The following is an 8356-nucleotide window of genomic DNA, read 5'->3' as shown; positions in this document are numbered from 1 at the left end:
CCACACCTGGACCGAGGCCAACCGCGAATCAACACCTTCCATCACCCCGAAAAACTGCTCCGCGACGGAGACGACGAAGACCACAGCCCGGAGGCGCCAGACACGTCATAGCTCGCCTAGTGCTGATGGCGGCGATCCGCTTAGCCCGGCTGCGCCGCGCTCGCGATCGCCGCCTCCCGCGCCGCGATGTAGCCGTACACCAGCCCCTGCGCGATCGTCGCCCCCGCGCCCGGATACGTCGTGCCGAACGCGTTGGCGGCGGTGTTGCCGATCGCGTACAGCCCGGCGATCGCGCCGCCGTCCTCGCGCAGCACCCGCGCCCGCTCGTCGGTCTTCAGCCCGCCGCAGGTGCCCAGGTCGGACAGCACCATCTTTACCGCGTAGAACGGGCCGTTGACCAAGGGGCGCAGGTTCGGGTTCGGCTTGATCGTCGGATCCCCGTAGTAGCGATCGTAGGCGCTGGTGCCGCGGCCAAAATCGGGATCCTCACCGGCAGCGGCGTTTTGGTTGAAGCGGGTCATGGTCGCAAAGAACTCCGACACTCCAACGCCGATGCTGGCGCCCAGATCGGTGAGGTTGTCGGCCCGCACGGCGATGCCGGCGTCATACCATGCCTGTGGGATTCGCATCCGCGGAAACAGCTCGGCGCCAAAGACATAACTGTTGCGGTACTGCTGATCGAAGATGATCCACATCGCCTCGACCGGGCTGCCGGAGCGTTCCAGCTCGAGCACTCGCTGCCCGAACGACATGTAATCCGCGGCTTCGTTGGCGAACCGACGTCCGTGCTGATCCACGATCAGGCAGCCCGGCAGCGAGCGCTCGGCCAGCATCACCGCGGGCGCCCTTCCGGGCAGCGGCGCGACGGCGGGAAACCACCACGCCTGATCCATCAGATCGGTGTCGGCACCGATATCCTGGCCCGCGCGGATTCCATCGCCGGTGTTGGCGGCGGCGCCCAGACTCACGTTGGCGCCCAACGATTCCGACTGGAATTTCCACCGCATGTCCATGCGGTGGTCAAAGCCGCCGGTGGCCAGCACCACGCCGCACCGCGCGCTGATCGTCACCTGGCGCCCGCCGTGCTCGACGACGGCGCCGGTCACGCGGTCGCCATCGCCGGCGAGGCGCGCCAGCGTGGTGCCGGTCCAGACCGGGATGCCGGCGCGCAGCACCCCGGTGAACAGCCCGGCCATCAGGCCCTGGCCGCCCGCGGCGTAGCGCCGGCCCACCATGCGGCCGCCCACACCCTGTGCCAGGCGCTTGCCGTAGACGGGAATTCCCTTGCGCGGCATCCGGGCCACCAGGTTCATCCACCGGTAGTCGGCGCCCGTCGTCGGCATCGGGACGGTCACCTCCATCAGGCCGGGCTCCAGCCGGGTGCGGTATTCGCCGAGCAGCGAGGTGTCGAAGGGGTAGCACTCACAGGTGCGCCCGGCCGCGCTGCCGCCCGGCTCCTCCGGGTGGTAGTCGGAATAATCGCGGGCCCAGAACAGCCGCAGCGGCGTCGTCCGGCGCAGCATGTCCACCGTCGCGGACACGTGCGCCACGAACGCCGCCGACCGCTGCGCGGGCGCCGACCCCGCGACCACCGAATCCAGGTAGGTCCCGGCGCGCTGTGCGGTGTCACCGGCATTCGCCTCCGTCAGCACCGGGCTGGCCGGCAGCCACAGCGCGCCGCCGGACCGGGCGGTCGAGCCGCCCACGTGCGACGACTTCTCCACGATCAGCACCGACAGCCCCAATTCGTGGGCGGCCAGCGCCGCGGCCATGCCGGTACCGGAGCCGACGACGAGCAGGTCGACGGCGGTGTCGGCCACGGGAAGTCCGGCAGGAATCGTCGCGCTGTGCGTCGTCACCTCCAAAACGGTAGGCCGCGGCACCGCGACACAGGAAGAGCCGTCCTGATGAGTGGAACAACGGGCCCCGCGGACGGGTCCGGGGGAGTTGAATCAGGCCCATGACGTCGCACACCGAGGCCGACCAGATTCGGTTCATTGAAGCGCATGCCGCGCCGACCCGGTTCGCCCGCGGCTGGCACTGCCTGGGGCTGACCAGGGATTTCGGTGACGGCAAACCCCACGCGATCAACGCCTTCGGGCAGAAGCTCGTCGTCTTCCGCAGCGGTGATGGGACCATCAACGTGCTCGACGGCTACTGCCGTCACATGGGCGGCGACCTGTCCCAGGGCGAGGTCAAGGGCAACGAGATCGCCTGCCCGTTCCACGACTGGCGCTGGGGTGGCGACGGTCGCTGCAAGCAGGTGCCCTACAGCCGGCGCGCACCCAAACTGGCGCGCACGCAAGCGTGGACGACGCTGGAGCAGGACGGCATGTTGTTCGTGTGGAACGACCCGGAGCGCAAGCCGCCGCCACCGGAGGTGACGATCCCACGGATCGAGGGTGCCACCAGTGACCAGTGGACCGACTGGCATTGGTACAGCACCGTTGTGCAGAGCAACTGCCGCGAAATCATCGATAACGTGGTGGATATGGCGCACTTCTACTACATCCACGGCGCACTGCCGACCTACTTCAAGAACATCTTCGAGGGGCACGTCGCGACGCAGTACATGAACGGCGAGGGCCGCCCCGACATGGGTGGCACCGAAGGCGCGCAGATGCTGGGCAACACCTCGGTGGCGTCCTACTACGGCCCGTCCTTCATGATCGACGACCTGACGTACCACTACGAGTACGGCGACGCGAAGACGATCCTCATCAATTGCCACTATCCGATCGACGCGAATTCCTTTGTGCTGCAATATGGCATCATCGTGAAGAAGTCGGAGGCGATGCCCGGTGATGAGGCGATGCGGACCGCGATCAAACTGGGCGACTACGTCAAGCTCGGTTTCGAGCAGGACGTCGAGATCTGGCGGCACAAGGCGCGCATCGACAACCCGTTGCTGGTCGAAGAGGACGGGCCGGTCTACCAGTTGCGGCGCTGGTATCAGCAGTTCTACGTCGATGCGGCCGACGTGCAACCGGACATGGTGGACCGCTTCGAATTCGAGCTCGACACCACCCGGCCGTATGAGGCGTGGATGAAAGAGGTCCAGGCCAACATGGCGGCCCGGGCCTGATGACGCTGGAATCGTCGGTGCGCAAGGACAATCGGCTCGACGAGATGCCCATGGTGCCGGTCGTGTGCCGGAACTGTGGGGCGCGGGTGCTGGCCCGCAAGAGCAGCTGGAATCAGACCAGTGTGCAGTGGAACGCCGAGGCGACGGCCCGGTGCGCCGAGCGCGCCGACGCGCAGAGGATCGTCAGACCGGGGAGTCGGGGCGTCTTCCTGGTGTGCTCGGCGCTGAGCGCGTCGATTTTGGACGCCGTGCGCCATGGGGATTTGTCCGTCGTCGACGAGAAAGACGGCACCTTAGAGTAATTCGGGGGCCAGGGGTGCCGCTATCCCCGAGGGATCTCATCCTTGTGCCGCGGGCAGTAGGAGTAAATGCTTTGGGCGACGAAGAAACCGGTGTGAAACTCGGGTAAACCGCTGCTGGCCAGCACGTCCTGCATCACCTCCATGGGCGTTTCGCCGGTGTCGAGTCGCGCGCAGACGTAGTGGGCGGCTTCGATCGCGTGTCCGGCCGAGGCTTGGTCGATGATGCCCTGCGCCTCCAGCGCCGCCAGGAATTTCTGGTCGGTCGTGTCGGCATGGCCCAGCGGCGCCGCTGCCAGCAGGGCGACCGATGCCGCCGCCAGAGCGAATAGCAGACGGTTGACCATGTCGCGCTTCCTGGAGTGTGCTGGAACCGAATCCGGTGGCTGGAATCGGCGCTTCGGCTGTTTCGCCTCGATTTTGCCGCATTCGTGACTGCGTTCTCCGATTATCGGCCGTCGCATCCGGTATCAAGTCGATATTGCAAACACTCGTCACCCGGCGGTCTTGCTCGGTCAGTCGCGATCTCGTTGTGTACTTTCATAGTGACAGCCGTCCTCAGGCGTGCGCGCCGCCATCGATGCGGATTTCGGTGCCCGTGATGAACGCGCCGTCGTCGGAAGCCACCATGGCGATCACTGACGCCACCGCGCTGGGATCCCCCAGGATTTCGGTGTCCCTGCCGTGCAGCAGTGGAGTCTGTTTGGCCCACAGCCCGAGGTCGTATCCCTGCGGCATCTTGTCCAGGGTGGACAACGCAAGCGCGGTGGCGACTCCGCCCGGCTGGATATTGACCGCGCGCAGCCCTTGCTTGGAGTATTCGAGCGCCAATGAGTGCGTGAACGACAGCACTCCACCCTTGCTGGCAGCGTAGGCCGCCATGTAGGGATGGGCGAATGTTGCTGCAGTGGAGGTGAAGTTGACCACCACGCCACGGCCTGAGGCCAGCAGCGCCGGCAGCGTCTGGCGCGTCATGAGGAAGGTGCCCGTCAGATTGACCGCGAGGGTGGCGTTCCAGTCGGCCAGTGTGTGCTCGTGGGTATTGGCACAGCGCTGAATGGCAGCCGCGTTGACCAGTACCTCGAGGCCGCCGAGCTCGGCCAGCGCCGCGCTGACCGCTGCGGCGACGGCATCCTCCGACGAGATATCGAGAACGGCGGTAGTCAGTCGTTCACCGGTGCCGGCGTCTTCGGCAAGTGCCGCGGTGTGCGCCAGTCCCGCAGAGGAGACGTCGTACGCGACGACTGTGGCACCCTCGTCGAGGATCCGCGCCACGGTGGCCTGTCCGATCCCGGAACCGGCACCGGTGACGACGACCCGGCGATCCGTGAAACGCTTTAGTGGGCATGCCTTTTCGATCATGCGAGCTCGAAAGTGCTGATCGGCGCCTGTTCGGGATAAACGGCGGGGCCCCCCAGATCGTAGGCGGCGTTAAGCGCGCCGATGAAAGCCGCGTCATGCAGCGGTTCACTGGGAATGTCGAGCCTGATCCCTCTGCTATTGAGGTCGTCGACCATCATGTCGATAGCCCGCTCGGCGGTCAGGTCGTCCGAACCCTCCATGTTCTTCTTCAGCTCGTCGAGATCGGAGAACACCTCGGCCGACCAGTGCACCAGGAACCGCAGCTCGTCCGTGCGGTGGCGCGCGATCACATCTTCACCGTTCTTCAGCAGCCAGTGGTCGTCGTCATCAGGATCTCCGGTGAACACCGTGTCGAAGGCCAAGCCGACCGGAATCTGTTGTTCTAGTGGGCCGTTCGCCTCGCCGCGGTGCACCATCATTTCGTTCTGCACCACGACGCCGCGGTTGTGGATCGGCGGCAGGACTCGCTCGGGCGCCTTGAGTGGCCCGTTCGGCCAGTAGGTGAATCCACTACGGCCATCCAGCGAAAACCAGGTGATTACCTGCGCCATCTTGATCAGGTAATCCTTGAAAAGCCCGGACTTGCCCATCACACTGCTGAGCCAGGTCGGCGCGTTTTCGTGCCGCACGCCGCGGAAACTTGGCGAATCCAGGTGCCCCGGATCACGATTGGCGCACGGCCCGTTGATGTTGAACAGCATCAGCTGTGGTTTGGCGTACTCGGCGTTCCAGTAGCTTTTGGCCATCTCCAGGAATCGCGCGTTGTAGAAGCAATCGTGTAGCTGCGGGTACAGCGCCGCGCCGTAGTTGGCCAGGTAGCCGCGGAACGTCGGGGTGAGGAAGAGGTCCAGCGATGGCGTGAATCCCTCGGGGAACGCACCACTCATGGTGGCGATCAGTTCATCGGCGGAGGCGAAATGTTGCGCGATGATCAGCTTCCACGGGCCTTCGGTGCGTACGACGTCGAGCAGCCGCTCCCTCTGATCGTCGGTGTAGACATCCCTGATTTCCCGGGGCGGTGCGGCGGGGCGCAGGATGTCGGACAACTCCATCCGCCGCTCGTGAGTCAGCATCGAGATCTCCTTCTGGGCGACGCTCGGTCATGTTGCTGCGATCGATCCTCGCCGCGCGAGGACGACAACGAGCACCTCATGTCCGGTGATCGGGAGGAAAATCCCGCTCGACGGGGCCTCGTCGTGGTTCGGGCACGGCCGGCTCGCGGTTCGGGCACGGACGGCGCGATGTGCCCGTCTCACAACGGGAGTGGATTCGCGAACTTCGCCCTGAGCAGCGCACCGATCTCGGCTAGCGCGAGGCCGGCACGCGCCACCGATTCTGAACGCATCAGAAAGCCGTGATACACACCGGGATAACGAGTGACGGTGGTCTGCACGTCGGCATCCCGCAACCGCTCCGCGTATCGTTCTCCCCAGTCGCGGATCGGATCGACCGCGGCGGTCGCCACGATGGCCTGCGGAAGGTGGGACAGATTGGCGGCGTACGCCGGCACGAGATACGGATGATCGGGCGGGCCGGTTCCCGCATCGGCCAGCTCGTGCATGTAATGGATGTCGTCGAGGCTCAGCATGGGCGCCGATTCCAGCGCCGCGAGTGATGGCACCGTCATGTCTCTATCCACGGCCGGGTACAACAACACCTGGCAGAACAAGGGCGGACCGCCTCGGTCACGGGCGGCCAGGGCGACTGCCGCGGCCAGGGCGCCACCCGCGCTGTCACCGATTACCCCGATTCGGGTTGGATCCAGCCGCAATTCGGTTGCGTTCGCGGCGACCCATGCGGTCGCGCTGAACGCGTCGTCGAACTGTGCCGGCGGCGGGGCTTCCGGTGCCAGGCGGTATTCGACGGCGACCACCGTTGCACCAGACGACTGCGCGATGTTGCGGGCTAGCGGCTCGAAGGAATGGTTGGACCCGAGCACCATGCCGCCACCGTGAAAATACACCAATGCCGGCGCATCGACGTCGCGGGTCGGTCGGTAGATGCGCAGCGGAAGCTCGCCATCAGGGCCGGCGATGGAATGATCGGTCACTTCGGCCATGTCGGGCATCGGCGGCAGTGGCATTGATTCGAGTGAATCGCGCACCATCGCAAGACCTCGTTGCCGCATCGGCGCGACGCGGCCCAAGGACGCCACCCTGGCAGCGGCATCGGGGTCCAGGGGCGGAATATTCATTGTTGTCTGGGATCGAGATGTTGTCTGGGATCGAGACGTTGTTTGGGATCGAGACGTTGTTTGGGATCGAAACGGCTTCTGGTGCGTAGCATTGGAGGTCGCTGTCCAGCAAGCACATTGGCTCGTTCGAGCATCGCATTCCCCACGAATTCGGGTTGGGTGAGGAGATAGAACCGCCCTTGGGCGGCCTGCTCGAACACCACTTGGGCGGCGGTGAGCGGATCCATGGCATCGGCCGCGATGTCCAGCATCGCCGATCGCTGAGACTCCGCCGCAGCACGGTCGCTCGCACCGTCGGCGTCGACGCCGCCCGCCGATTCGAAAATGTTGGACACCACCGCACCAGGCAGCACCGCCTGGACGTGAATGTGCTGGCCGTGTCCGGCCGTTTCAACGTCAAGACGTAGACATTCGGTCAACGCCAGCACCGCGTGCTTACTCACGATGTAAGGCGCCTGCAACGGAATTGACACCACCCCGCCGACCGACGACAGATTCCACACCCACGCCTGCTCGTCGGCGGCCATCATTCTGGGGAGAAAGGCCCGCACACCGTGGAAGACGCCGCTGATGTTTATGTCGATGACGCGCTTCCAGTTGGGAACGGGTGTGTCCCACAGGTAGCCGAACTGTTCGACGCCCGCGTTGTTCACCAGCAGTCGTACCGCACCGATATCGCGGTAGGTCTTCTCGGCGAGCGCCTGCACGGCGTCGGGTTCGCGAACGTCGCACACCACATCCAGCGCTGCCCCTCCGGCCGCGCAGAGCTCGTCGCGCAGCGCGGCGATGGCGTCGGCGTCGATGTCGGCCAGCACAACCGTCATCCCCAACCGGCTGGCATGTCGAGCCAGTCCGGCACCGATGCCGGCGCCGGCGCCGGTAATGACGGCGACGCCGCCGGAGAATGTTTCGCGAGCGCTCACGAACCAGTGGCGCTGTCGACGGTGAGCTCGGAGAGCAAGACCGAGTTGGTGGTGTCGAGAACAATGTCCATCTCGGTGAACTCCAGCCCGCCGGTGCCGCGGCGCACGCCGACGGTCGCTACGCCGCTGGAAACCGCGAACGGCACGAAGTTTGCGGTCTGATTGACGAAGATATAGAACCGCGCGTACGTGACGTCACCATCGGTACCCGTGCGGTGAACGTTGGTGGCATGGTGGCGCAGCGGGTACGGACTTTGTTTGCGGTGTTTCGACATCCATTCCATGACGGCGGCGCGGCCATGCAATTCGGGCGACATCAGTTCCTCGAATGGGCTTGTGCCCGAATCGCTTCGGGTCACGTAGCGCACGTTCTCGGCGTAACGGGCTGCCAGCTCGTCGTAGTGTGCCTCGTCGTAGTGGTACCAGAACCCGGCGATAAACTCCTGCAGGTCGGACAGCGTGAGGTCGTTGCTCATGGCATCAGTCAACTCCC

Annotated in this window: 9 protein-coding genes; 2 read left to right on the top strand and 7 right to left on the bottom strand. The window is 65.3% G+C overall.

Annotated elements, in window-relative coordinates:
- Window positions 1-140 precede the first annotated feature (140 nt).
- Complete coding sequence (locus A5708_RS08985) at window positions 141-1859, bottom strand: 3-ketosteroid-delta-1-dehydrogenase (RefSeq protein WP_081292882.1); 1719 nt, start codon at window positions 1857-1859, stop codon at window positions 141-143.
- Between the two features lie 101 nt (window positions 1860-1960).
- Here A5708_RS08985 and A5708_RS08980 point away from each other — a divergent pair, with 101 nt between their 5' ends.
- Together A5708_RS08980 and A5708_RS08975 are read left to right on the top strand one after the other, a co-directional pair.
- Window positions 1961-3085, top strand: coding sequence for a Rieske 2Fe-2S domain-containing protein (locus tag A5708_RS08980; protein WP_065028286.1), 1125 nt, complete (start codon window positions 1961-1963; stop codon window positions 3083-3085).
- Window positions 3085-3387, top strand: a complete 303-nt coding sequence (locus tag A5708_RS08975) for a ferredoxin (protein ID WP_065028285.1) — start codon at window positions 3085-3087, stop codon at window positions 3385-3387. The genes A5708_RS08980 and A5708_RS08975 overlap by 1 nt, the downstream gene beginning before the upstream one ends.
- Before the next feature lie 20 nt (window positions 3388-3407).
- Here the strand turns inward: A5708_RS08975 and A5708_RS08970 are convergent, their stop codons facing one another.
- The 6 genes from A5708_RS08970 to A5708_RS08945 all read right to left on the bottom strand — a co-directional run bounded on the left by A5708_RS08970 (window position 3408) and on the right by A5708_RS08945 (window position 8339).
- Window positions 3408-3731, bottom strand: a complete 324-nt coding sequence (locus tag A5708_RS08970) for a DUF732 domain-containing protein (protein ID WP_065028284.1) — start codon at window positions 3729-3731, stop codon at window positions 3408-3410.
- 211 nt (window positions 3732-3942) lie between these two features.
- On the bottom strand, window positions 3943-4746 hold the full coding sequence (locus tag A5708_RS08965; RefSeq protein WP_065028283.1) for an SDR family NAD(P)-dependent oxidoreductase: 804 nt from the start codon (window positions 4744-4746) through the stop codon (window positions 3943-3945).
- A complete protein-coding gene (locus tag A5708_RS08960; RefSeq protein WP_065028282.1) occupies window positions 4743-5819 on the bottom strand; it encodes a hypothetical protein in 1077 nt (358 codons plus the stop codon). Before A5708_RS08960 ends, A5708_RS08965 begins: the two co-directional genes overlap by 4 nt.
- A 179-nt stretch (window positions 5820-5998) precedes the next feature.
- The gene (locus tag A5708_RS08955) at window positions 5999-6940 is read right to left on the bottom strand and encodes an alpha/beta hydrolase (protein WP_065028281.1); all 942 of its coding nucleotides are present in this window, start codon (window positions 6938-6940) and stop codon (window positions 5999-6001) included.
- Window positions 6937-7863 (bottom strand): SDR family NAD(P)-dependent oxidoreductase, encoded by a 927-nt coding sequence (locus tag A5708_RS08950; protein ID WP_065028280.1) that lies wholly within the window; start codon window positions 7861-7863, stop codon window positions 6937-6939. Before A5708_RS08950 ends, A5708_RS08955 begins: the two co-directional genes overlap by 4 nt.
- Window positions 7860-8339, bottom strand: coding sequence for a nuclear transport factor 2 family protein (locus tag A5708_RS08945; protein WP_065028279.1), 480 nt, complete (start codon window positions 8337-8339; stop codon window positions 7860-7862). Before A5708_RS08945 ends, A5708_RS08950 begins: the two co-directional genes overlap by 4 nt.
- Between the last annotated feature and the right edge of the window lie 17 nt (window positions 8340-8356).

This window comes from Mycobacterium colombiense (assembly GCF_001672755.1).
Taxonomy (GTDB): Bacteria; Actinomycetota; Actinomycetes; order Mycobacteriales; family Mycobacteriaceae; genus Mycobacterium; species Mycobacterium colombiense_C.
This window is presented reverse-complemented; position numbering and strand designations above follow the sequence as displayed.